Source organism: Streptomyces sp. NPDC026246, assembly GCF_055567995.1.
Genome location: NZ_JBVHPJ010000002.1, coordinates 808,370 through 829,700, shown reverse-complemented (window position 1 = coordinate 829,700; position 21,331 = coordinate 808,370). Strand labels below are relative to the sequence as shown.

At 72.3% G+C, this 21,331-nt stretch carries 17 protein-coding genes; 16 read left to right on the top strand and 1 reads right to left on the bottom strand.

Features of this window, described 5'->3' with window-relative positions; all coding sequences use genetic code 11:
• Nucleotides 1-3 precede the first annotated feature (3 nt).
• The 13 genes from ACZ4M5_RS07855 to ACZ4M5_RS07795 all read left to right on the top strand — a co-directional run bounded on the left by ACZ4M5_RS07855 (nt 4) and on the right by ACZ4M5_RS07795 (nt 17,137).
• Nucleotides 4-786, top strand: coding sequence for a hypothetical protein (locus ACZ4M5_RS07855; protein WP_467734143.1), 783 nt, complete (start codon nt 4-6; stop codon nt 784-786).
• A gap of 33 nt (nt 787-819) precedes the next feature.
• Nucleotides 820-1,785, top strand: a complete 966-nt coding sequence (locus ACZ4M5_RS07850) for a LysR family transcriptional regulator (RefSeq protein WP_467734141.1) — start codon at nt 820-822, stop codon at nt 1,783-1,785.
• 167 nt (nt 1,786-1,952) lie between these two features.
• A complete protein-coding gene (locus tag ACZ4M5_RS07845; RefSeq protein WP_467734139.1) occupies nt 1,953-2,954 on the top strand; it encodes a hypothetical protein in 1,002 nt (333 codons plus the stop codon).
• Between the two features lie 727 nt (nt 2,955-3,681).
• A complete protein-coding gene (locus ACZ4M5_RS07840; RefSeq protein ID WP_467734137.1) occupies nt 3,682-5,874 on the top strand; it encodes a bifunctional polysaccharide deacetylase/glycosyltransferase family 2 protein in 2,193 nt (730 codons plus the stop codon).
• Nucleotides 5,871-7,094 carry an acyltransferase family protein gene (locus tag ACZ4M5_RS07835; RefSeq protein WP_467734135.1) on the top strand — a complete coding sequence of 408 codons (1,224 nt, stop codon included), beginning with the start codon at nt 5,871-5,873 and terminating at the stop codon, nt 7,092-7,094. The genes ACZ4M5_RS07840 and ACZ4M5_RS07835 overlap by 4 nt, the downstream gene beginning before the upstream one ends.
• 166 nt (nt 7,095-7,260) lie before the next feature.
• Nucleotides 7,261-8,646 (top strand): nitrate/nitrite transporter, encoded by a 1,386-nt coding sequence (locus tag ACZ4M5_RS07830; RefSeq protein ID WP_467734133.1) that lies wholly within the window; start codon nt 7,261-7,263, stop codon nt 8,644-8,646.
• Nucleotides 8,647-8,790: 144 nt separating this feature from the next.
• The gene (locus ACZ4M5_RS07825) at nt 8,791-9,942 is read left to right on the top strand and encodes a uroporphyrinogen-III synthase (protein ID WP_467734131.1); all 1,152 of its coding nucleotides are present in this window, start codon (nt 8,791-8,793) and stop codon (nt 9,940-9,942) included.
• Between the two features lie 159 nt (nt 9,943-10,101).
• The gene (locus ACZ4M5_RS07820; protein WP_467734129.1) at nt 10,102-10,695 is read left to right on the top strand and encodes a CGNR zinc finger domain-containing protein; all 594 of its coding nucleotides are present in this window, start codon (nt 10,102-10,104) and stop codon (nt 10,693-10,695) included.
• Nucleotides 10,696-11,048: 353 nt separating this feature from the next.
• A complete protein-coding gene (locus ACZ4M5_RS07815) occupies nt 11,049-11,570 on the top strand; it encodes a sigma-70 family RNA polymerase sigma factor (RefSeq protein ID WP_010039908.1) in 522 nt (173 codons plus the stop codon).
• Nucleotides 11,570-12,400 (top strand): anti-sigma factor family protein, encoded by an 831-nt coding sequence (locus ACZ4M5_RS07810; RefSeq protein ID WP_467734127.1) that lies wholly within the window; start codon nt 11,570-11,572, stop codon nt 12,398-12,400. Before ACZ4M5_RS07815 ends, ACZ4M5_RS07810 begins: the two co-directional genes overlap by 1 nt.
• 60 nt (nt 12,401-12,460) lie before the next feature.
• On the top strand, nt 12,461-14,746 hold the full coding sequence (locus ACZ4M5_RS07805; RefSeq protein ID WP_467734125.1) for a HelD family protein: 2,286 nt from the start codon (nt 12,461-12,463) through the stop codon (nt 14,744-14,746).
• A gap of 330 nt (nt 14,747-15,076) precedes the next feature.
• Nucleotides 15,077-16,510 carry an NAD-dependent malic enzyme gene (locus tag ACZ4M5_RS07800; protein ID WP_467734123.1) on the top strand — a complete coding sequence of 478 codons (1,434 nt, stop codon included), beginning with the start codon at nt 15,077-15,079 and terminating at the stop codon, nt 16,508-16,510.
• A 345-nt stretch (nt 16,511-16,855) separates the two neighbouring features.
• Nucleotides 16,856-17,137, top strand: coding sequence for an HU family DNA-binding protein (locus ACZ4M5_RS07795; RefSeq protein WP_003990598.1), 282 nt, complete (start codon nt 16,856-16,858; stop codon nt 17,135-17,137).
• 160 nt (nt 17,138-17,297) lie between these two features.
• Here ACZ4M5_RS07795 and murA read toward each other — a convergent pair whose 3' ends face one another.
• A complete protein-coding gene (murA, locus tag ACZ4M5_RS07790) occupies nt 17,298-18,638 on the bottom strand; it encodes a UDP-N-acetylglucosamine 1-carboxyvinyltransferase (protein ID WP_369196425.1) in 1,341 nt (446 codons plus the stop codon).
• A 252-nt stretch (nt 18,639-18,890) separates the two neighbouring features.
• Here murA and ACZ4M5_RS07785 point away from each other — a divergent pair, with 252 nt between their 5' ends.
• The 3 genes from ACZ4M5_RS07785 (at nt 18,891) to ACZ4M5_RS07775 (ending at nt 21,326) form a co-directional block, all read left to right on the top strand.
• Nucleotides 18,891-19,463 (top strand): YqgE/AlgH family protein, encoded by a 573-nt coding sequence (locus ACZ4M5_RS07785; protein ID WP_467734121.1) that lies wholly within the window; start codon nt 18,891-18,893, stop codon nt 19,461-19,463.
• Between the two features lie 29 nt (nt 19,464-19,492).
• Nucleotides 19,493-19,777, top strand: a complete 285-nt coding sequence (locus ACZ4M5_RS07780) for a DUF3039 domain-containing protein (protein WP_467734119.1) — start codon at nt 19,493-19,495, stop codon at nt 19,775-19,777.
• Nucleotides 19,778-20,027: 250 nt separating this feature from the next.
• Nucleotides 20,028-21,326 carry an extracellular solute-binding protein gene (locus tag ACZ4M5_RS07775; protein WP_467734117.1) on the top strand — a complete coding sequence of 433 codons (1,299 nt, stop codon included), beginning with the start codon at nt 20,028-20,030 and terminating at the stop codon, nt 21,324-21,326.
• The last annotated feature ends 5 nt before the right edge of the window (nt 21,327-21,331 follow it).

Genomic DNA, 21,331 nt, shown 5'->3' with positions numbered 1-21,331 from the left:
GTCATGTACGAGCATGGAATCGAAGGCACCGGCCGGCATCGCGCACCGGCCCGGGATTTCATCACACCCCTGACGCCCCCGGACCCGACCTGGGATCCGGCCGAGGAACTGGCGTTCATCCTCGAGGAGGCCCTCGGCCAGCAGACGAGAATCCCCGCCCCGCGGGACGAACCACCGCGTCCGGCCGCCGGCCCGGCACCCGACACCCACATGCAGCGGCTCCAGGACATCACCGAGGAACTGCCGCCCGTGCGGGAGGTGCCCCGGCGCCACCGCAAGGTCCGCGTGCGCAGGACCCGGGGCCTGTTCCGCACCACCAGCCTGGTCGTCGCCGCGCTCGCGGCCGTCATCGCCGCGGCCGTGGGCCTGCTCAGCGGCATGGTCGCGTACGACCCGCTGCGCCTGGTCGCCGTCTCACCCGAGACGAGGGGCCTGCGCCACTGGTGGCCCCTGCTGGTGTACGGGCCCTGGCTGGTGGCCTCCCTGTCCGTCCTGCGGGCCGCGCTGCACCAGCGCCGTGCCGCGCACTCCTGGTGCGTGGTGCTGGTCTTCTCGTGCGTCGCCGTACTGCTCTGCGTCGTCCAGGCCCCCAGGACCGTCCTCGGCACCGCCGCTGCCGCCCTGCCCGGCATCGCCGCCCTGGCCTGCTTCCAGCAGGTCGTCCGCCAGATCACCCTGACCCGCCCGCCCCTGCGGTCGGCGCCCAGGCACCGGGGAGGCGCCTCCGCGGCCGCCGGTGCCAAGGCGGCCCCGAACCAGGCCGGGACCCCCCGCAAGGCCGGCTGAACCGGCCGGCCCGGGCCGCTGTAGGTTCGCGGCATGCCGGCCCACCTCGACCCCCGTCTCCTGCGCGCCTTCGCCACCGTCGCCGAGGAACTGCACTTCACCCGTGCCGCCGTCCGGCTGCACGTGGCCCAGCAGGCCCTGAGCCGCGACGTACGGCGACTGGAGCGGGAGCTGGGGGCCGAGCTGTTCGTACGGACCACCCGGCAGGTGGCGCTCACGCCCGACGGCGAGCGGCTGCTGCCCCACGCCCGGCGGGTGCTCCAGGCGCAGGACGAGCTGCTCGCCGCCTTCGGCCAGGCCCGGCCCCTGCTGGTCGACCTCAACTCCCCGGGGCCGACCACCCCCCGCCGGGTGCTGCACCTGGCGCGTGAACTCGCCCCGGGGCAGGAGCTGATGGCCCGCTACGAGAGCGGCCTGACCGGAGCCGCCGGTGAACTGCTCGCGGGGCGGCTGGACGCGTCGTTCGGCCGCTTCGCCGGGCTGGACCCCGCGCTGCGGACCGGTCTCGCCCACCAGCCCGTGCGCTACGAGCCGATGGCGATCGTGCTGCCCGAGGACCACCGGCTGGCCGCCCTGGAGCAGGTGCCCGTCGCCGAACTGGCCGGTGAGACCGTCTACGCCGGTGCGGGCAACGACCGCACCCCGGAGTGGACCGGCCTCGCACGGCTGCTGTTCGAGAGGTACGGGATCGACCTGGCGCCGCCCGCGCCGCTCGCCGTCGGCGAGGAGGAGTTCCAGCGGATCATGGCCAGGACGCGCACCCCCGTCCTGGCCGTCGTCGACTTCCCGGCCCTGCCGTCCACGGTGTCCCGGCCCCTGGTCGATCCCGTGCCGCTGTCCCCGTTGTCCCTGGTCTGGCGCAGAGGGCTGATCCACCCCGCGCTGGACGCGCTGCGCCGGGCGGCGGCCCGCCTCGCCGCGGAGGAGGGCTGGCTGCGGCGGCCCGCCGACGGATGGGTTCCGGCCGGTGACGATGTCCTCATGCTGTCTCACGACTGACACTGATCGTCACGACAGCCACACGGACAGTCGCCGGGTGCGCTACATTCGACGCCTGAGCACGCTGTGGTAAGAGGGGGCGCTCGGACGGGTGGGGGCCCGGTCCGACGGCGGGTGCTCAGGTCGGAAGCGCACCTGAACCATCCCGTGGGGGGAAGTGCGTGCGCGTGACGAAATGGCGAGAAGACGCCCGACCGGAGTGGCCCGAGGCCGCGTCGGCGACGAGCGAGATCGCGGCCGACGGAAGAGTCCGGGAGCGGAGAGCGGCACAGGCCCTCGCCGACGACGACGTCCGTGCGAGGGGCGGTGTGCTGCCCGGTGGCGCGGAGATCCTGCCGGGCATCCCGCGGCAGAGCGAGGGCGGGGCGGACGCGCTCGGCCCGGGGCGCGGATCCCGCACGGGCGTCCGCGACCCCTGGCGGGAACCCGACGACGACGGGCCCGCCGAAGAGACCTCCGGCTCGGCCGGACATGCCCACGATCCGCACGAGGTCACCGTCCAGCTGGACGGGACGCGCGTGGGCGACGGGCGTGTCCGGGAGGCCGGGGACGGCCCGGGTGCGGGTGCCGCCGGGGCGGGCGACCGGCCCGTCTTCGTCGACGAGTCCGGCCGGCGCAGCCGCCGCCTGCGCCGGATCGGCGTGGTCGTCGCCCTGGCCTGCGGTGTCTACGCCGTGGTCATCGTCGCCACGCTGCTGTCCGGGAACTCCGACGCGCCCTGGCTTCCCGTGCCCGACCGGAACGAGGGGCAGCCCGCCGAGAAGGTCGACAGCCCGCCCCCGCCCGCGGAGGCCGCACCGACGAAGGAACCCGGCGCCACCCTTCCCGGCGGTGTCCCGGTGACCGGCGTGGCCACGGCACCCGTGCCCGGCCCCGGCGCCACCGCGCCCAGGGCCACGGCCCGGCCCGGTCGTTCCGGTGCCCCGGCCAAGCCCTCGCCGCCCCCGACCCGGGCCACGCCCGAGCCCGCGCCCGGCAGGACCGGCCCGACGCCGAGCAAGCCGGCGGACCCGCCGAGCACGCCGGCCGCCGAGCCGACTCCGACGGGTGAGCCGACGCCGTCCCCGACCGCGACGACCGGCGGCGGCGAGGGCGGCGGGGACACGGGCACGGTGGCGGACGGTCCGGTCACGGCCGAGCCCGTGACCGAGACACCCGCCGCCGCCTGACCCTGCCGGGCGCCGGCCGGCCCGTGCCGTGCGCACCGCGGTCCCGGACACCTCCGACGCCCGTGGGCCACCCGGCCGGGGGCGATGCCCTTGCTCGATCAGCGTTCCGCTCGAACAGCAGGGACCTGCACAGCGCTTCGCTCTACAGCGAGGACCGGCTCGACGTAACGCTCGATCAGCGCGAGACGCCAGGCCGGATCACGAGGCGGCGTGGGGCGCACCACCTGCCCAGGCCGGACGGCCGCACCGCGCGACACCCCAGCGCTCGCGGTCCCGGCCGCCGCCTCGGGCCGACTCGTCCGCCCTCCCGGCGGTCGCGGCCGTGCGCCGCCCACCTGGGCGGTCGAAGACCGACTGTTCGCCCGGTCCGGCGGCGGACGGCCGATCGTCGTCTCGCGCGGCGGTGGACGGCCGATCGTCCGTCCAGCGGGGCGGTCGAAGACCGACTGTCGCCCCGCCCGGCGGTGGACGGCCGGTCGTCCGCCCAGCAGGGGCGGCCGGAGGCCGACTGTTCGTCCTGTCCGGTGGTCGGCGGCCGGTCGTCCGTCCAGCAGGGCGGAACGGAGCCCGTTCGCTCACCCGGGCGGCTCGGAGCCGTTCGCTCAGCCGTCTCGCCGGGGCGGCACCGACACACCACCCGTTCACCCACGTCCCGCGGCCACCCGGCTCCGCCGCCGCGACCCGCCCCGTACCACTCCATTCCGCACCACCCGGAGTACCACCACCCATGGCTTCCCGTACCCGTCGGTCCGCGCCCGCTCCCCGTACCCGCGGGGGCCCGGGGCGTCGCCGTCTGCCCATGCGCCTGCTGCTGCCCCTGCTCCTCCTCGTCGCACTGATGGCGATGCTCATGCTGCGCGGCTACGTGCACAGCGAGGTCCTCGCCGACCACCGGGTCGGGCCGCCCGCCGCCGCTGACCGCGTGCCGCGGGACATCCGCGAGGGCGGGCCCGTGATCGACACCCGCGGGGACGAGCCCAAGAGCCTCGACCTGCCCGACCACGAGCTGGTGCTGACCTTCGACGACGGCCCCGACCCCGTCTGGACGCCCAAGGTCCTGGACGTGCTGAAGAAGCACGACGCCCACGCCGTCTTCTTCATCACCGGCACCATGGCCTCCCGCCACCCGGACCTGGTCCAGCGCATGGTCGACGAGGGCCACGAGATCGGGCTGCACACCTTCAACCACCCCGACCTGGCGCTGCAGGACAAGAGCCGCGTCGACTGGGAGCTGTCGCAGAACCAGCTCGCGCTCGCCGGAGCCGCCGGCATCCGCACCTCGCTGTTCCGGCCGCCCTACTCCTCGTTCGCGCAGAACATGGACAACAACTCCTGGCCGGTCACCGAGTACATCGGCAGCAAGGGCTACCTCACCGTCCTCAACAACAGCGACAGCGAGGACTGGCGCCGGCCCGGGGTCGAGAAGATCATCAGCAACGCCACGCCGGAGGACGGCGAGGGCGCCATCGTGCTGATGCACGACTCCGGCGGTGACCGCTCCCAGACCGTGGCCGCGCTCGGCCGGTACATCTCCGGCCTGCAGGACCGGGGTTACCGCTTCCACACCCTCACCGCCGCCCTGGACGCCCCCAGCGCGCACACCCCCGTCACCGGGCTGGACGCGCTCAAGGGCGAGGCGTGGGTGTTCCTGGTGCAGGCCTCCGAGCACACGACCGACGTCCTCGTCGCCGGACTGGCCGTGGTCGGCGTCCTGGTCTTCGCCCGCCTCGGGCTGATGCTGGTCCTGTCCGTCGCGCACGCCCGCCGCGTCCGTCGGCGCGGCTTCCGCTGGGGCGGGACCGTCACCGAACCGGTCTCCGTGCTCGTGCCCGCCTACAACGAGGCCAAGTGCATCGAGCAGACCGTCCGCTCCCTGGTGGCCAGTGACCACCCCATCGAGGTCCTGGTCGTCGACGACGGCTCCAGCGACGGCACCGCCCGCATCGTCGAGGACCTGAACCTGCCGGGCGTACGCGTGGTCCGGCAGCTCAACGCGGGCAAGCCCGCCGCCCTGAACCGGGGCATCGCCAACGCCACGCACGACCTGATCGTGATGATGGACGGCGACACCGTCTTCGAGCCGGCCACCGTCCGCGAACTCGTGCAGCCCTTCGGCGACCCGCGCGTCGGCGCCGTCGCCGGCAACGCCAAGGTCGGCAACCGGGACTCGCTCATCGGCGCCTGGCAGCACATCGAGTACGTCATGGGCTTCAACCTCGACCGGCGCATGTACGACGTGCTGCGCTGCATGCCCACCATCCCCGGCGCGGTCGGCGCGTTCCGCCGCAGCGCACTGCAACGCGTCGGCGGCATGAGCGACGACACGCTCGCCGAGGACACCGACATCACCATGGCGCTGCACCGCGACGGATGGCACGTCGTCTACGCGGAGAAGGCCGTCGCCTGGACCGAGGCGCCCGAGTCGGTCCAGCAGCTGTGGTCGCAGCGCTACCGCTGGTCGTACGGCACGATGCAGGCGATCTGGAAGCACCGCGGGGCCCTGTTCGACCGGGGCCACTCGGGCCGCTTCGGCCGGGTCGGCCTGCCGCTGGTGTCGCTGTTCATGGTCGTGGCGCCCCTGCTGGCCCCGCTGATCGACGTATTCCTGCTGTACGGGCTGGTGTTCGGCCCGACCGAGAAGACCATCGGCGCCTGGCTCGGCGTCCTCGCCGTGCAAGGGGTGTGCGCGGCCTACGCGTTCCACCTGGACAAGGAACGCATGATCCACCTCATCTCCCTGCCGCTCCAGCAACTCCTCTACCGCCAGCTCATGTACGTCGTCCTGCTCCAGTCCTGGATCACCGCCCTGACCGGCGGCCGGCTGCGCTGGCAGAAGCTGCGCCGCACCGGAGCCGTCGGCCTGCCCGGGCCCGGCACCGGCACGCCGCAGCCGACGCCGGACAGGAGGCCGGTCGCATGACCACGCACACCACCCCCGCACCCGGGGTCGCGCCCACCGCGCCACCGCCCGCCCGCCCGCCCGTGCGCGACCGCTACTTCGACCTGTTGCGCGCCCTGGCGCTGTTCCGGGTCGTGCTGTACCACCTGACCGGCTGGGCCTGGCTGCCGCTGGTGTTCCCGTCCATGGGCGTGATGTTCGCGCTGGCCGGCAGCCTCATGGCCCGCTCGCTCAAGCGCCCGGCCGCGCGGGTGATCCGGGGCCGGATGCGCCGGCTGCTGCCCCCGCTGTGGCTGCTGGGCGTCGTCGGCGTCACGGGCATGGTGCTGCAGGGCTGGGGGCCCGGCGACGAGGGGCACCCCGGCTGGTGGTGGCTGCACCTCACCTTCTGGATCGTCCCGCTCAGCGACCCGCCCTTCGGCGAGGGCCTGCCCGGCGTGCACGGCCTCATCGGCGAGAACTGGGCGGCGGAGCTGGCCGGCCCGCTGTGGTACATCCGCGCCTACCTCTGGTACGTCCTGCTGTCCCCGCTGCTGCTGAAGGCCCTGCGCGCCCTCCCCGTCGTCACGGTCCTCATGCCGGTCGCCCTGGCGGTGGCCTTCGAGCTGAGCTGGCTCGCGCTGCCCGGGGAGCGGATCCCCTCGGCCCTCACCGACTTCTCCACTTTCGGCGCCTGCTGGATCCTCGGCATGGCCCACCAGGAGGGCCTGCTGAAACGGCTGCCGCGCTATGTCGTCCCGTCCGTGGCGCCCGTCGTGGCCCTGACCGGCCTCTGGTACGCCCTGCGCCACGACTTCGGCACCGGCAACGACCTGGACAGCATGCCCCTGGCCCAGGCCCTGTGGTCGTTCGGCACGGTGCTGGTGCTGCTGCACGTCAGCCCGTCCTGGTCGCAGTGGCCGCGCCGGCTGCGCGCCTTCGCCGGCACGATCGCCGTCCTCAACTCCCGGGCCGTCACGATCTACCTCTGGCACAACACCTGCATCCTCGTCGCCGCGACGCTCTGGGACCGGCTGTGGGGTTTCCCGGTGCTGGAGCAGAACGTGCCGGGGCTGCTGGAGAGCGTCTGGCCGGTACTGGTGCTGGTGTGGGTGCTGATCGGCTGCTGCGTCCTGGCCTTCGGCTGGGTCGAGGACCTGGCCGCGAGGCAGCGGCCCCGGCTGTGGCCCACCGGTGAGCCGCGGCACGGCAGCCGGGGCCGCGGGCGGCTGAGCCGCAGGCGGTCGGCGGCGGCCGGCTGAGCAGGCCCCGGGCCGGGGCCTGCGGGACCTCTCATCCCGCCGCCGCGCGGGGTGAGAGCAACGTTCCCTGCCGGTCACCGGGTGCCACAGACAGGAAACGCGTCCTCCCTACCTTCGGGACCAGTCACTCGAGCACGAGCGAGCCCCGGAGCACAGTGGAGGCGTCATGACAGGCCCTGGCACGGCACCCGCACCCCCGAGCAGGGGCGGCCGCTGGATCCGGCACTGGGATCCGGAGAACGAGACGTTCTGGAAGGAGACGGGGGAGAAGGTCGCCCGCCGCAACCTCCTCCTGTCGGTGCTCTCCGAGCACATCGGCTTCTCGGTCTGGACCCTGTGGTCCGTGCTGGTGCTGTTCATGGGCCCCGAGTACGGACTGACCCCCGCGGACAAGTTCCTGCTGACCTCGATGGTCACCCTCGTCGGCGCCGTCGTCCGCGTTCCCTACACCTTCGCCGTCGCCCTCTTCGGCGGACGGAACTGGACGATCGTCTCCGCGGCCCTGCTGCTGATCCCCACCGTCGCCGCGTTCGCGGTGATGGAACCGGGTACGTCCTTCTCCACGTTCCTGCTCGTCGGCCTGCTCGCGGGTGTCGGCGGCGGCAACTTCGCGTCCTCCATGACCAACATCAACGCCTTCTTCCCGCTGCGGAAGAAGGGCTGGGCGCTCGGGCTGAACGCGGGCGGCGGCAACATCGGCGTGCCGGTGGCGCAACTGGCCGCGCTGGGCATCATCGGCGCCGGCGGCGGCCCGCGGGTGCTGCTCGGCATCTACATCCCGCTGATCGTCCTGGCCGCCGTCCTGGCCGCGCTGTTCATGGACAACCTGGAGCACGTCAGGAACGACACCGGTGCCGCCAGGGACGCCGCCCGGGACGGCCACACCTGGATCATGTCCGTCCTGTACATCGGCACGTTCGGCTCCTTCATCGGCTACAGCTTCGCCTTCGGGCAGGTCCTGACGAACCAGTTCGGCCGCACTCCGCTGCAGGCCGCCTACGTCACCTTCCTCGGACCGCTGCTCGGTTCCCTGATCCGGCCCGTGGGCGGGCGGCTCGCGGACCGGTTCGGCGGGGCCCGGATCAGCCTCTGCAACTACGTCGCCATGGCCGCCGCCACCGCGGTCCTCGTCGGGGCCTCCATGGCGAAGTCGCTCGCACTGTTCACCGGGGCGTTCGTGGTGCTGTTCGTGCTCAGTGGGCTCGGCAACGGCTCGACGTTCAAGATGATCCCGGGCATCTTCCAGAACAAGGCGCTGGCCCAGGGGCTGACCGGCGAGGAGGCGGCGGCGTACGGGCGGCGGCTGTCCGGGGCGTCGATGGGGCTGATCGGCGCGGTGGGCGCACTCGGCGGCGTCGGCATCAACCTCGCCTTCCGCCAGTCCTTCCTCTCCTACGGCTCCGGCACCGGCGCCTTCGTCGCCTTCCTGGCCTTCTACGCCGTCTGCTTCCTCATCACCTGGGCCGTATACCTTCGCCGCCCGGCTCCCCGGGTACCCGTCACCGCGGCGGCCCCGGAGGCGAAGCCACAGCTCAGCTACGCGGACGTGTGAGGCAACGACCCGGCGGACGAGGGGATCGGTAACACTGACGACATCACGCCGAACCGGGCCTGTCACGAGCCGTTGACAGGCTCGACCGGCATGCGGGTACGCCGTACCGACGCAAGTCGACGACTCGAGTGCGGGACGAGAGCCATGTACGAGGAAGAACAGCGACCGGACCACGGGCCCCTGGCGGGATTCACCGTCGGCGTGACGGCCGCGCGCCGGGCCGACGAGCTCGGGGTGCTGCTGCGGCGTCGCGGTGCCGCCGTCCTGCACGCCCCGGCCCTGCGGATCGTGCCCCTCGCCGACGACGGCGAACTGCTGGACGCCACCAAGGACATCGTCCGGCAGGCGCCCGACATCGCGGTCGCCACGACCGCGATCGGCTTCCGCGGCTGGGTGGAGGCGGCGGACGGCTGGGGCCTGGGCGAGGCCCTGCTCGCCCGGCTGGGCGGCGTGCGGATCCTGGCGCGCGGGCCGAAGGTCAAGGGCGCGGTGCGGGCGGCCGGGCTGACCGAGGAGTGGTCACCGGCGTCGGAGTCCATGGCCGAGGTGCTGGACCGGCTGCTGGAGGAGGGCGTCGACGGCCTGCGCATCGCCGTCCAGCTGCACGGCGAACCGCTGCCCGGGTTCGTGGAGGCGCTGCGGGAGGGCGGGGCCGAGGTCGTCGGCGTGCCGGTCTACCGCTGGATGCCGCCGGAGGACATCGCGCCGGTGGACCGCCTCCTGGACGCTGCCGTCTCCCGGGCCCTGGACGCCGTGACGTTCACCAGCGCCCCGGCCGCGGCCTCCCTCCTGTCGCGGGCGGAGGAACGCGGACTGCTCACCGAGGTCCTCGCGGCCCTGGGCCACGACGTCCTGCCCGCCTGCGTCGGACCGGTCACGGCCCTGCCGCTGCAGGCCCGCGGCATCGACACGGTCCAGCCCGAGCGGTTCCGGCTCGGCCCGCTGGTGCAGCTGCTGTGTCAGGAACTCCCCGGGCGGGCGCGCTCGCTGCCCGTCGCCGGGCACCGGGTCGAGATCCGCGGGCACGCCGTCGTGGTCGACGGCGACCTCCGGCCCGTACCGCCCGCCGGCATGTCCCTGCTGCGCGCCCTGGCCCGCCGCCCCGGCTGGGTCGTGGCCCGCTCCGACCTGCTGCGCGCACTGCCCGGCTCCGGCCGCGACGAACACGCGGTGGAGACGGCCATGGCCCGTCTGCGCGCCGCCCTCGGCACGCCGAAGCTGATCCAGACGGTGGTCAAGCGCGGCTACCGCCTGGCCCTGGACCCGGCGGCGGGGACGAAGTACGCGGACGAGTGAGGGACCGGGCTCCCCGTGCGCGCGGGACGTCGGGGCCACGGCCCGGACGCCGCCCGAGCCTTAGGTCTTTCCGGCGCGCTCCGGGGCAGGCACTGTAAGAGGGACCGGTTCCCCGGCCCTCTCACTGGCGTCTCACCGACCCTAGGCGGTGACAGGCACATGGCACTGGGTACGGCCGCGGCCCCCTACGAGCTGCGCTTCGACGCCGGGCGGATCTGCCTCGATCTGCTCGCCACCACACACCCGGAGGAACGGCTGCACTCCGTGGACGTCCTGCGCGCCTGGGTCACCGGCTCCGGTCTCGTCCCGGCCGGCACCCCGCTGGACCACGCCGACGCCGGCTGGCCCCCGGCCTTCCGTGAACTGCGCGACCAGATCGACCGGCTGGTCCGCGGCCGCCCCGGCTCGGGCGTCAGCACCTACGACTTCGCGCTCGCCCGCGTCAACGACCTGGCCCGGACCGCACCCCCGGCCCCGCGTGCGGTGCGCGACCCGGAGGACGGGCTCGTACGGCGGCTGGAGGCACCGCCCGGCTGCGCCGCCCTGCTCGCGGTGGTGGCCCGGGACGCCGTGGACCTGCTGACCGATCCGGCCGCCCGTGCGGCGCTGCGGCAGTGCGAAGGGGACAACTGCCCCATCGTGTACCTCGACACGTCACGGGGGCGGCGCAGGCGGTGGTGCTCCAGCGAGATCTGCGGCAACCGCGAGCGCGTCGCCCGGCACCGCCGGCGCGCGGCACTGGCCCGTCCGTGAAACGGAATTGAGTGGTCCGTGCACTCAATTCCCCTGCCCCAAATGCCACTTCTGCGTGTGCGGAGTCGAAGTGATTCGGGACACATACCGTTTACCTACGCTTCCGTAGGGATAAGCGGGCCCGATCTTGCCTGTGTGGTGGAAATGTAAAGAACGAGGGGTGGGAATGTGCACCCATGTCCCCCTCCGTCACGTCACCCGGAAGAAAACTGTCACCTCTCTTTGAACACCCAACGCCTCTTCTGCGTACGGCTTGTCGAGCGACCGACTGGGGGAAGCCCCGGACATCGGAGGTGGGCGTGCGCAAGGATTCCGTCGTGGCCAATGAACGAGCACCGAGGGCCCGACATCGCATGTCCCAGCCCTCGGAACCCGACGAGGAGCTGATGCGTGCGCTCTACCGCGAACACGCCGGACCCCTGCTGGCCTACGTCCTGCGCCTGGTCGCCGGAGACCGGCAGCGCGCCGAGGACGTGGTGCAGGAGACGCTCATCCGTGCCTGGAAGAACGCCGGTCAGCTCAATCGGGCGACCGGTTCGGTACGCCCCTGGCTGGTGACGGTCGCCCGGCGCATCGTCATCGACGGCCACCGCAGCCGGCAGGCCCGGCCGCAGGAGGTCGACCCGTCGCCGCTGGAGGTCATCCCCGCGGAGGACGAGATCGACAAGGCGCTGTGGCTGATGACTCTGTCGGACGCACTCGACGACCTGACCCCCGCCCACCGGGAGGTGCTCGTCGAGACGTACTTCAAGGGGCGTACCGTCAACGAGGCGGCCGAGACGCTGGGCATACCCAGCGGCACGGTCCGCTCCAGGGTGTTCTACGCCCTGCGTTCGATGAAGCTGGCACTGGAGGAGCGGGGGGTGACGGCGTGATGAGTGTTTACGGGGGTAACCAAGGGTTCGGTGCGGGAGGCATGGGTATGTCTGGCCCCATGCAGGAATCTCCGGTGCCGAACGAGCACGAGACCGTGGGCGCGTACGCCCTCGGCATCCTCGACGACGCCGAAGCAACCGCTTTCGAGGCCCACCTCGCCACCTGCGAGTGGTGCGCCCAGCAGCTCGACGAGCTGGCCGGCATGGAGCCGATGCTCGCCGCCCTCGCCGACCTGCCCGGCTCCGGGAGCACCCCCGCGATCGGCGACTCGCTGTCCGCGAAGCCCGCACCGCGCCTGGTGGAGAAGCTGGTCGACGAGGTCGCCGACCGCCGCGCCCAGAAGCGCCGGCGCAGCTTCTACATGGTGGCCGCGGCCGGTGCGCTGATCGTCGGCGGACCCTTCGTCGCGGTCGCGACCAGCGGCGGTGACGGCGGGGGCGGCGCGGAGAACCGCCCGCTCGCCGCGAGCCCCGCCAAGGCGGCCTTCGACGGCATCTCCGACAAGATCACGGCCACCGACCCGACCACCAAGGTCACCGCGACGGTCGCCCTCCAGAAGAAGGACTGGGGCACCGGGACGGTCACGGAGCTGAAGAACGTCAAGGGCCCGCTCAAGTGCGCCCTGGTCGCCGTCGGCAAGAACGGCGAGCGGGAGACGCTGGCCTCCTGGTCCGTGCCGGAGTGGGGCTACGGCCTGCCCGACGCCTCGACCGAGAAGGCCAAGCAGCCCCTGTACGTCCAGGGCGGTGCCGCCTTCCAGCCGAACGACATCGACCACTTCGAGGTCGTGACCTTCGACGGCAAGCGGCTCGTCGAGGTGGACGCGTAGCATTGCCGGGTCCCCCTGGCGTACGGTGGACGGCTGCCCAGCACGTCAGAAGGGGACCCGGTGGCCGCTCAGGCTCAGCAGGAATCCACGCTCGACTCCCTCAGAGACAGGGAGATCGACGTCGAACAGCAACACCTGGACCGGGTGTACCGGCGCCTCGAGGAGAAGATCCACGAGGCGGAGTTCCTCATGCACGACGCCGCCCGGCGCGGCCAGGTCGGCACACCCGGCGCCCTGGCCGAGCGGGACGCGCAGGTCTTCCGCGCCGGCATCCACCTCAACCGGCTCAACAACGAGTTCGAGGACTTCCTCTTCGGCCGCATCGACCTGCTGCGCGGCAAGGACGGCAAGAAGGGCCCCGACGGCGCCTACACCGCCGTCGAGCCCGCCGACGGAGCGGTCCGCGAGGACGGCACCGCCGACATCGCCGAGACCCTGCACATCGGCCGCATCGGCGTCCTCGACGCCGACTACGCCCCGCTGGTCATCGACTGGCGCGCCCCGGCCGCCGCCCCCTTCTACCGCTCGACGCCCGTGGACCCGGGCCGGGTCGTACGCCGCCGGGTCATCCGCTCCAAGGGCCGCAGGGTCCTCGGCGTCGAGGACGACCTGATGCGCCCCGAACTGACGGCCCACCTGGACGGCGAGGAGCTGTCCGTCATCGGCGACGGCGCCCTGATGGCGGCGCTCGGCCAGGCCCGCAGCCACACCATGCGCGACATCGTCGCCTCCATCCAGGCCGAGCAGGACCTGGTCATCCGCGCCCCCGCCGCCTCCGTGACCTACGTCGAGGGCGGCCCCGGCACCGGCAAGACCGCCGTCGCGCTGCACCGCGCGGCCTACCTCCTCTACCAGGACCGGCGCCGCTACGCGGGCGGCATCCTCATCGTCTCGCCCACCCCGCTGCTCGTCGCCTACACCGAGGGCGTGCTGCCCTCCCTCGGCGAGGAGGGCCAGGTCGCCATCCGGGCCATCGGCTCCCTGGTCGAGGGCGCCGAGGCCACGCTCTACGACTCCCCGTCCGTGGCCCGCGCCAAGGGCTCCGCCCGCATGCTCAAGGTCCTGCGCAAGGCCGCCCGCGGCGCCCTGGAGCTCGGCGACTGCCCGGACCGGCTGCGCGTGGTCGCCTTCGGCCGCCGCCTGGAGCTGGAGGCCGGGGAGCTCGCGGCCATCCGCCGGACCGCCCTGGGCGGCACCGCCCCCGTGAACCTGCTGCGTCCCCGCGCCCGCAAACTGCTGCTCGACGCGCTGTGGGAGCGCTCCGGCGCGGCCGGCCGGCACACCGACCCCGAGCTCGCCGCCGAGCTGCGCTCCTCCTTCGACGAGGACATCACCTCCGAGGACGCCTTCCTCGCCTTCCTCGACGCCTGGTGGCCGGAGCTGACCCCGGCGGCCGTCCTGGACGCCATGGCCGACGAGCGGCGCCTCGGCCGCTGGGCCCGGCGGATCCTCAACCCCGGCGAGGTCCGCAAGGTCGCCCGCTCCCTCAGACGCGAGGGCCGGTCCGTGCACGACATCGCCCTGCTCGACGAGCTCCAGGCGATCCTCGGTGCTCCCGCCCGCCCCCGCAGGCGACGCGAACTGGACCCGCTGGACCAGCTCACCGGCCTGGAGGAGCTGATGCCGGTGCGCGAGGAGTCGCAGCGCGAACGCGCCGAGCGCCTCGCGCAGGAGCGCACCGAGTACGCGCACGTCATCGTCGACGAGGCCCAGGACCTCACGCCGATGCAGTGGCGCATGGTGGGCCGCCGCGGCCGGCACGCCACCTGGACGGTCGTCGGCGATCCGGCCCAGTCCTCCTGGTCCGACCCCGACGAGGCCGCCGAGGCCCGCGACGAGGCGCTCGGCAGCCGCCCGCGCCGCCGCTTCGAGCTCACCGTCAACTACCGCAACCCGGCCGAGATCGCCGAGCTGGCCGCGAAGGTCCTCGCCCTCGCCCTGCCCGGTTCCGTCTCCCCGAGGGCGGTCCGCTCCACCGGCGTCGAGCCGCGCTTCGCCCTCGCCGGCCCCGCCCTCGGCGACACGGTCCGCGCCGAGGCCGCGCGGCTGCTGGAGGGGGTCGACGGCACGGTCGGCGTGGTCGTGGCGATGAACCGCCGCGAGGAGGCCCGCCGCTGGCTGGCCGGACTCGGCGACCGGGTGGTGGCGCTCGGCAGCCTGGAGGCCAAGGGCCTGGAGTACGACGCGACGGTCGTGGTCTCCCCGGCGGAGATCGCCGACGAGTCCCCGGCCGGTCTGCGCGTGCTGTACGTCGCACTGACCCGTGCCACCCAGCAGCTCACGGTCGTCTCGGCCGAACGGGACGAGCCCGACGCGGCCGGAACCCCGGATCTGCTCCGGGACTGAGCGGGGTTACCCACGTATCCGCGAAATGAACTACCGAGACGGAATGGCCTTACGGGATCTGTTTGTTAGCCTGGACGTGGCACCGGCTCGATCCAAGCCCCCGGGCCCAACCTTCGTCGCTACGAGCGACCACTTGCCGCGAGGCGAGCATGGCGGGTCGGTGCCACTGACGGAGAAAGAGACCCACGTCCACGTGACGTGGGTCTCTTTCTGCTTGCCGATTCCGCGAACAAAACGTTCGCAATACGGCCCGGCTACCCGCTACTCAGCGGTAGGTGCGACGATCGGACGGCACAAAACAGCGTCAGGTGAAAGCAGAGGAAGTCGGCCATGGCAACGGCGCCCAGCGTCTCCTACTCGATGACGGTCCGGCTGGAGGTGCCCGCGAGCGGAACGGCCGTCTCGCAGCTCACCACCGCCGTGGAGTCCTCCGGAGGCTCGGTGACCGGCCTCGACGTCACCGCTTCCGGCCACGAGAAGCTCCGTATCGACGTCACCATCGCGGCGTCCTCCACCTCCCACGCGGACGAGATCGTGGAGGAGCTCCGCGGCATCGAGGGCGTCACGCTCGGCAAGGTCTCGGACCGGACCTTCCTCATGCACCTCGGCGGCAAGATCGAGATGGCGTCCAAGCACCCCATCCGCAACCGCGACGACCTGTCCATGGTCTACACGCCCGGAGTGGCGCGCGTCTGCATGGCGATCGCCGAGAACCCCGAGGACGCCCGCCGCCTCACCATCAAGCGCAACTCCGTTGCGGTCGTGACGGACGGTTCGGCCGTGCTGGGCCTGGGCAACATCGGGCCCAAGGCCGCGCTTCCCGTCATGGAGGGCAAGGCGGCCCTGTTCAAGCGTTTCGCCGGCATCGACGCCTGGCCGATCTGCCTCGACACCCAGGACACCGACGCCATCGTCGAGATCGTCAAGGCCATCGCCCCGGGCTTCGCGGGCATCAACCTCGAGGACATCTCCGCCCCGCGCTGCTTCGAGATCGAGGCCCGGCTGCGCGAGGCCCTCGACATCCCCGTCTTCCACGACGACCAGCACGGCACCGCGATCGTCGTCCTCGCCGCGCTGACCAACGCCCTGCGCGTCACCGGCAAGGCGATCGAGAACATCCGCGTCGTCATGTCCGGCGCGGGCGCCGCCGGTACGGCCATCCTGAAGCTGCTGCTCGCCGCGGGCGTCAAGAACGCCGTCGTGGCGGACATCCACGGCGTCGTGCACGCGGGCCGCGAGGACCTGGTGGACGCCGCCCCGGACTCGGCGCTGCGCTGGATCGCCGACAACACCAACCCCGAGGGCCTCACGGGCACCCTCAAGGAGGCCGTGCGCGGCGCGGACGTCTTCATCGGCGTCTCCGCCCCGAACGTGCTCGACGGCGCCGACGTGGCCGCCATGGCCGAGGGGGCCATCGTGTTCGCGCTCGCGAACCCCGACCCCGAGGTCGACCCGGCGATCGCCCGTCAGACGGCCGCCGTCGTCGCCACGGGGCGCTCCGACTTCCCGAACCAGATCAACAACGTGCTGGTCTTCCCGGGCGTCTTCCGCGGCCTGCTGGACGCGCAGTCCCGCACCGTCAACACGGAGATGATGCTCGCCGCCGCGAAGGCCCTGGCCGACGTGGTGACCGAGGACGAGCTGAACCCGAACTACATCGTTCCGAGCGTCTTCAACGACAAGGTCGCCGGCGCGGTCGCCGGGGCCGTGCGCGAGGCCGCCAAGGCCGTGGGCGCGACGGCGGGCAGCACGTCCGGCGTTTGAGGGACCACCGCCGGGGTACCCCACGGGGCGCTGCCGCGCTCCGGGGGGCGCCCCCGGACTGTGAGTAACCCCACGGCCGCCCGGAGCGCGGCGCGTCGCACGATCCCCGTCAGCGGCGGAGTTATCGTGGCGCCAGGCTCAGGCCCTCTTTTCGTGTGACTCCCAAGGGTGTTCCCACGACTCCTGCGGGTGCCGGATTGGCTTTCCCGCCGCAGGTAGAGGCAGGATGCGTCTCTGGGCGCGAGGGTCTGACGACGGACCCGGGTCCGGGGACTCATGGAGGACCCTGGCAGCATCGGCTTCGATCTGACGCCTCAACGGCAAGATGAACACGGGAGTAACAACATGAACCGCAGTGAGCTGGTGGCCGCGCTGGCCGACCGCGCCGAGGTGACCCGCAAGGACGCCGACGCCGTGCTGGCCGCGTTCGCCGACGTCGTCGGCGACATCGTCTCCAAGGGCGACGAGAAGGTCACCATCCCCGGCTTCCTGACCTTCGAGCGCACCCACCGTGCCGCTCGTACCGCCCGCAACCCGCAGACCGGCGAGCCCATCCAGATCCCCGCCGGTTACAGCGTGAAGGTCTCCGCGGGCTCGAAGCTCAAGGAAGCGGCCAAGGGCAAGTAGGCGTTCCGTCGCGAGCGCCGTGGGCGACTGCGGGCCGGCCGTGGCCGGTCGCGCAGTTCCCCGCGCCCCTTGAGGGCGCGGGACCACCGAGAGCCGCATGACAACGCCGAGGGGCGGTCACCTGGAGTCCAGGTGACCGCCCCTCGGCGTTGTCGCAGTCCTAGCCGAGCGCCTTGCCCGGCAGCTCGACCTTCGCGCCCAGCTCGACGAGCTTCTCCATGAAGTTCTCGTAGCCGCGGTTGATCAGGCCGATGCCGTGGACCCGGGACGTGCCCTGGGCCGCGAGGGCCGCGATGAGGTACGAGAAGCCGCCGCGCAGGTCGGGGATGACCAGGTCGGCGCCCTGCAGCCGGGTGGGGCCGGAGACGACCGCCGAGTGCAGGAAGTTGCGCTGGCCGAAGCGGCAGTTCGAGCCGCCCAGGCACTCGCGGTAGAGCTGGATGTGCGCGCCCATCTGGTTCAGCGCGGACGTGAAGCCGAGGCGGGACTCGTAGACCGTCTCGTGGATGATGGACAGGCCCGTGGCCTGGGTCAGCGCGACCACCAGCGGCTGCTGCCAGTCGGTCTGGAAGCCCGGGTGGACGTCCGTCTCCAGCGCGATGGACTTCAGCTGCCCGCCGGGGTGCCAGAAGCGGATGCCCTCGTCGTCGATCTCGAAGGCACCCCCCACCTTCCGGTAGGTGTTCAGGAACGTCATCATCGAGCGCTGCTGCGCGCCGCGGACGTAGATGTTGCCCTCGGTCGCCAGGGCCGCCGACGCCCAGGACGCGGCCTCCAGGCGGTCCGGCAGGGCGCGGTGGTTGTAGCCGCCCAGCTGGTCCACACCGGTGATGCGGATCGTCCGGTCGGTGTCCATCGCGATGATGGCGCCCATCTTCTGCAGGACGCAGATGAGGTCCTCGATCTCCGGCTCGACGGCCGCGTTCGAGAGCTCGGTGACGCCCTCGGCGAGGACGGCCGTCAGCAGCACCTGCTCGGTCGCGCCGACGGACGGGTAGGGCAGCTGGATCTTGGTGCCGCGCAGCCGTCGCGGCGCCTCCAGATACTGGCCGTCCGCCCGCTTCTCGATCTTCGCGCCGAACTGCCGCAGCACCTCGAAGTGGAAGTCGATGGGCCGGCCGCCGATGTCGCAGCCGCCGAGGCCCGGGATGAAGGCGTGGCCGAGGCGGTGCAGCAGCGGACCGCAGAACAGGATCGGGATACGGCTCGAACCGGCGTGGGCATCGATGTCGGCGACGTTGGCGCTCTCCACGCGCGTCGGATCCATCACCAGTTCGCCGGGCTCCTCACCCGGACGGACCGTCACACCGTGCAGCTGCAGCAGACCCCGCACCACCCGCACGTCGCGGATGTCCGGGACATTGCGCAGCCGGCTCGGAGCGCTGCCCAGCAGCGCTGCGACCATGGCCTTCGGTACGAGATTCTTCGCACCGCGGACACGGATCTCGCCCTCCAGCGGGGTTCCGCCGTGGACAAGCAGGACATCGTCGTTGACGGTCATGAATCTCGCGTTCCATGGAGTCGGGCAGGGGCCAGGAGGGAAAGGGTAATCGCCCTCGACCCCCCTTCTGTAAGCCCGAGGAGGACCCAGCCGCGTCATAGGTCTGTCACAACACGAACCGTTCCGCGCCGACCACACGTAGTCACGATCACATCCGTGCGCGCGGGGTGCACCGGTGCGCCCTGAGCTGCGCTGCCTCCCGGTGCCGCATTGCCTCCCCACGGAAAGGCAAGATGCGGGATCATGTCTGGCATGACCGAGGTGTCCTCGCTCACAGGGCGGTTGCTCGTGGCCACCCCCGCCCTGGCGGACCCGAACTTCGACCGTGCGGTGGTGCTGCTCCTCGACCACGACGAGGAGGGCTCCCTCGGCGTCGTCCTCAACCGCCCCACCCCGGTGGACGTGGGCGACATCCTGGACGGCTGGGGGGATCTCGCGGTCGAGCCCGGGGTCGTCTTCCAGGGCGGCCCGGTGTCCCTGGACTCGGCCCTCGGGGTCGCGGTCGTCCCGGGCGGCGCCTCCGGCGAGGCCGCCCCGCTGGGCTGGCGCCGGGTGCACGGCGCGATCGGGCTGGTCGACCTGGAGGCGCCGCCCGAACTGCTGGCCTCGGCGCTGGGCTCCCTGCGGATCTTCGCCGGATACGCGGGCTGGGGCCCGGGCCAGCTGGAGGACGAGCTGGTCGAGGGGGCCTGGTACGTGGTCGAGTCGGAGCCCGGTGACGTCTCCAGCCCGTCCCCCGAGCGGCTGTGGCGCGAGGTGCTGCGCCGCCAGCGTGGCGACCTCGCGATGGTCGCCACGTACCCGGACGACCCTTCGCTCAACTGATGCGTGTGACCTTCAGTACCCTTGGGCCTATGAGCACTCTCGAGCCCGAGCGCGGGACTGGTACGGGGACCCTCGTAGAGCCGACGCCGCAGACCTCCTCCGGTGACGGTGACCACGAGCGCTTCGCCCACTACGTCCAGAAGGACAAGATCATGGCGAGCGCGCTCGACGGCACCCCCGTCGTGGCGCTGTGCGGCAAGGTCTGGGTGCCGGGCCGCGATCCGAAGAAGTACCCGGTGTGCCCCATGTGCAAGGAGATCTACGAGTCCATGGGCTCCGGCGGTGGCGACGACAAGGGCAAGGGCGACCAGTAGTCCCGGTCTTCCCGGCCTCGGGCCCCCAGGGTGCGTTTTGCGCGCCCTGGGGGCCTTTGTGCTGACCAGGTGCGTTTTGCGCGCCCTGGGGGCCTTTGTGCTGACCGGGCGTTGCACGGGGTGTGTCCGCCGGTCACAGAGTGGTTGAGACCTCTTGTGGGCGTGTTCATGAAGTCCCTAGCCTCCGTGGTGTTGTGCACAGCGAAACCATCATTGCGCATGTTGCAACACTCCCGCGGAGGAGCACTTCATGAAGCTGTCCGTCCGTATCGCCGGTCTCACCGCGCTCGTGGCCCTCGCGGCCGGTGCCTGCGCGCCCCAGACCTCAGACAACGCCTCCTCCGACAAGGACGACAAGAGCGGCACGCTGCGTGTGTGGCTCTTCCAGGAGGTCGGCAACGCCCCCAAGGAGAAGGTCGTCGACGCGCTCGTCGCCGACTTCGAGAAGAAGCACGACGGCACGCGGGTCGACGTGGAGTACATCCCCGTCGAGACCCGCGCCCAGCGCGTCAAGGCCGCCTTCAACGACCCGTCCTCCGCGCCCGACGTGATGGAGTTCGGCAACACCGACACGGCCGGCTACGTGAAGGACGGCGGACTCCTCGACGTCACCGGGGAGTTCGGTGAGTGGGCCGAGACCAAGGACACCGATCCCACCGCCAGGCAGTCCGTCACGGTGGACGGCAAGGTCTACGGCGCCCCCCTCTACGTCGGCGTACGCGCCCTGTACTACCGCACGGACGTCTTCCGCGAACTCGGCCTGAAGCCGCCGGCGTCGATGGCCGAACTGGCCTCCACCGCCCGCGAGATCCGCGCCGCGAAACCCGGGCTGTACGGCCTGGCCGTCGGCGGGGCCTACACCTACGGCGCGATGCCCTTCGTCTGGGCCCACGGCGGTGAACTCGCCACCGGCAAGGCCGGTTCGTACGCCTCCGGCATCGACAGCGCCGCGGCGCGCAAGGGCATCACGGCGTACACGTCCCTGTTCGACGACGACAACTGCCCGGCCGCCAAGTGCGCGGGCATGGGCGGCAACGACACGGTCACCGCGTTCGCCGCGGGCAAGGCGGGCATGGCCATCGGCGGCGACTTCAGCCACGCCGCCGTCGAGGCGGGCAAGGTCAAGGGCAAGTACGCCGTCGTCCCGCTGCCCGGGGTGAAGCCGGGCTCGATCGCCCCGGCCTTCGCGGGCGGCAACAACATCGGTGTCCTGAAGAGCACCTCCCACCGCACGCTCGCCGTCGACCTGATGAAGCGGCTCGCCGGCAAGAAGACCCAGACCGAACTCTTCGACGCGATGGGCTTCCTGCCCACCTTCACGGACGTCCGCCGGCGGGCCGCCGCCGAGGAACCGTTCGTGAAGCCGTTCGTGCAGACCCTCGCGGCCGGCACCCGGTTCGTGCCCGCCTCGCCCGCGTGGGCGCAGATCGACTCCTCGCTCGTCCTGCCGACGATGTTCCAGGAGGTCGTCAGCGGCAGGAAGGACGTGGCCAAGGCCTCCGCCGACGCCGCGAAGAAGATGAACACCGCGTTCGGCTCCGCGGGGTGAGCCGC

What these genes read in the sequence shown, in the direction of transcription:
- ACZ4M5_RS07855 (WP_467734143.1), top strand. Translation starts at nt 4, where the DNA reads ATGTACGAGCATGGAATCGAAGGCACCGGCCGGCATCGCGCACCGGCC.
- ACZ4M5_RS07850 (WP_467734141.1), top strand. Translation starts at nt 820, where the DNA reads ATGCCGGCCCACCTCGACCCCCGTCTCCTGCGCGCCTTCGCCACCGTC.
- ACZ4M5_RS07840 (WP_467734137.1), top strand. Translation starts at nt 3,682, where the DNA reads ATGGCTTCCCGTACCCGTCGGTCCGCGCCCGCTCCCCGTACCCGCGGG.
- ACZ4M5_RS07835 (WP_467734135.1), top strand. Translation starts at nt 5,871, where the DNA reads ATGACCACGCACACCACCCCCGCACCCGGGGTCGCGCCCACCGCGCCA.
- ACZ4M5_RS07830 (WP_467734133.1), top strand. Translation starts at nt 7,261, where the DNA reads ATGACAGGCCCTGGCACGGCACCCGCACCCCCGAGCAGGGGCGGCCGC.
- ACZ4M5_RS07825 (WP_467734131.1), top strand. Translation starts at nt 8,791, where the DNA reads ATGTACGAGGAAGAACAGCGACCGGACCACGGGCCCCTGGCGGGATTC.
- ACZ4M5_RS07820 (WP_467734129.1), top strand. Translation starts at nt 10,102, where the DNA reads ATGGCACTGGGTACGGCCGCGGCCCCCTACGAGCTGCGCTTCGACGCC.
- ACZ4M5_RS07815 (WP_010039908.1), top strand. Translation starts at nt 11,049, where the DNA reads ATGTCCCAGCCCTCGGAACCCGACGAGGAGCTGATGCGTGCGCTCTAC.
- ACZ4M5_RS07810 (WP_467734127.1), top strand. Translation starts at nt 11,570, where the DNA reads ATGAGTGTTTACGGGGGTAACCAAGGGTTCGGTGCGGGAGGCATGGGT.
- ACZ4M5_RS07800 (WP_467734123.1), top strand. Translation starts at nt 15,077, where the DNA reads ATGGCAACGGCGCCCAGCGTCTCCTACTCGATGACGGTCCGGCTGGAG.
- ACZ4M5_RS07795 (WP_003990598.1), top strand. Translation starts at nt 16,856, where the DNA reads ATGAACCGCAGTGAGCTGGTGGCCGCGCTGGCCGACCGCGCCGAGGTG.
- murA (WP_369196425.1), bottom strand. Translation starts at nt 18,638, where the DNA reads ATGACCGTCAACGACGATGTCCTGCTTGTCCACGGCGGAACCCCGCTG.
- ACZ4M5_RS07785 (WP_467734121.1), top strand. Translation starts at nt 18,891, where the DNA reads ATGACCGAGGTGTCCTCGCTCACAGGGCGGTTGCTCGTGGCCACCCCC.
- ACZ4M5_RS07780 (WP_467734119.1), top strand. Translation starts at nt 19,493, where the DNA reads ATGAGCACTCTCGAGCCCGAGCGCGGGACTGGTACGGGGACCCTCGTA.
- ACZ4M5_RS07775 (WP_467734117.1), top strand. Translation starts at nt 20,028, where the DNA reads ATGAAGCTGTCCGTCCGTATCGCCGGTCTCACCGCGCTCGTGGCCCTC.